This is a genomic window from Herminiimonas sp. (genome assembly GCF_030645555.1).
Taxonomy (GTDB): domain Bacteria; phylum Pseudomonadota; class Gammaproteobacteria; order Burkholderiales; family Burkholderiaceae_D; genus Oxalicibacterium.
The window spans coordinates 1-2,108 of the sequence record NZ_JAUSME010000321.1 but is presented as its reverse complement, the minus strand read 5'-3'; the positions used below and the strand labels follow the sequence as shown (position 1 = coordinate 2,108).

Annotated in this window: 1 protein-coding gene and 1 pseudogene; both read right to left on the bottom strand. The window is 56.6% G+C overall.

Annotation, left to right across the window (positions count from 1 at the left end; genetic code table 11):
• Positions 1–181: 181 nt before the first annotated feature.
• A complete protein-coding gene (dnaG, locus tag Q7T06_RS11960; protein WP_304784956.1) occupies positions 182–1,981 on the bottom strand; it encodes a DNA primase in 1,800 nt (599 codons plus the stop codon).
• A gap of 46 nt (positions 1,982–2,027) precedes the next feature.
• Positions 2,028–2,108 (bottom strand): annotated as a pseudogene (locus Q7T06_RS11955) (GatB/YqeY domain-containing protein); the annotation flags it as partial.

Below are 2,108 nucleotides of genomic sequence, written 5' to 3'. Positions count from 1 at the left end.
TTGAAGTGCGGGTCATGCTGCACTCAAGAAGCAGATTTGCGCATTCACTTCCGGCTTCCGCCCGCGCAAGTTTATTGATTTTCTTTCCGATTACTGCACTATCTACAACTCTAAGGCGTTGAATCGAAAGCCTTTAATTATAACATATGGGGGCGCACTCCCCCTCTAAACAAGTGCAAAATTAGTCTCTTTGCTGCTTTTCTTCCTGCGCCTGACGCCGCAATTGCTCCTGCTGCAAGGTCAAATCGCGATAACGCGCCTGCGCCTGCTCGCCACTCAAACCTTCTGCGACCAGCTTCCCTATCTCTGCCGTCAAGACTTGCATTTTCGTCTGCCGGATGGCGCCGGCCAATTCCAGCCTGGCTGCGTCCACATCCGATTCGGATTCGGCCGCAATTTCTGCAATCAGCGGATCGAAATCCGAGCCGGCAGAACGCAATAATTCCGCCAACGTGGCGAAATTGGCGTGCCCACCCATTTCGCGACTCATCGTCACCAATTGCGCCAGCATGTCGGCGCGATCCGGCGCAAAGTGCGCGGCCACATCGAGCGCCGCCTGATCGAGTTCTGCCGCCAGCACCGGATGCGCAACCAGCAGGCGCATGATCTGGCGTTCCAGCCCTACCGGTGCCGTACGCTTACCGCGCGGTGGCGCCGCACGCACGCGTGAAATCGGCTGTACCAATTCAAACAAGGCTTCAATTTCAGCCGGCGTGCTTTCGGTAATCTGCGCCAGGCTGCGCACTATCTGCAGTCGCAGGGAGGAAGGCGGCAAGGCCTGCAAAAAGGACTTTGCATCAAACTGCGTGCGCGCCCGGCCTTCCGGCGTGCCGAGATCGTTGTCGCCGACCGCTTCTTTTAGCAGAAATTGCGACAGCGGCATCGCATCCTGCACCTGCTTTTCGAATGCAGCTGTACCCAGCGCACGGATATAACTGTCGGGATCATGCTCAGTCGGCAAAAACAGGAACTTGATCACCTTGTTATCGCCCGCATGCGGCAAGCTCGCTTCCAGCGCACGTCTGGCTGCACGCCGTCCGGCACTGTCGCCATCGAAACTGAATATCACCTGATCGGTCTGGCGCAGCAATTTCTGCACATGGATAGGCGTGCAAGCCGTACCCAGGGTCGCCACTACTTGCGGAAAACCGAGTTGCGCCAGCGCGACCACGTCCATATAGCCTTCCGTGACCAGGGCATAACCAGCTTCACGTATTGCCTGCCGCGCCTCGAACAAACCATACAACTCGCTACCCTTTTGAAATAAGGGCGTCTCGGGCGAATTCAAGTATTTAGGCTCGCCGCTATCGAGCACGCGACCGCCAAAACCGATCACCTGGCCCTTGGAATTGCGGATCGGGAACATGATGCGGTCGCGGAACCTGTCGTAGCGTTTGCGGTTTGCGCCCTCTTCTTCAGCCTTGTCGATCACCAGGCCGGATTCGACCAGCGCATCAAGTTCGTAATCGGGGAAAACCGCGCGCAAACCATCCCAGCCATCAGGTGAATATCCCATGCCATAACGCGCAGCGATTTCACCAGTCAGGCCGCGATTGATCAGGTAATTTTTTGCGCGGTCTGCATGCCGCAACTGCTGCCGATAAAAATCGCAGGCGCGCGTCATCGCTTCCGACAATGCGAGGCTTTTTGCCTGGTGTTCGGCGCGTTGCGCCGGCAGCAAACGGTCTTCCGTTTCCGGCACGACCATGCCTACATTTTGCGCAAGGTCCTTGACCGCTTCGACGAATCCCATGCCAGAATATTCGATCAAAAAACCGATCGCCGTGCCATGCGCACCGCAGCCGAAGCAGTGATAAAACTGCTTGGTCGGACTGACGGTAAAACTGGGGGATTTTTCGTTGTGGAAAGGGCACAAGCCCATGAAATTTGCGCCACCCTTTTTCAGCGGCACATACCGCCCCACCACGTCGACGATATCGACGCGTTTGAGCAAATCCTGGATAAACGACTGTGGGATCACGTCGGTATCAAAATGCTGGCGGAATGGAAATCAGGCGTATGGGCACTCAGCCTTTGGTCAGCGCAGCCTTGACCAGACCGGATACCGCAGTCATGTCGGCACGGCCGGCTAGTTTGGCCCTCAAGAT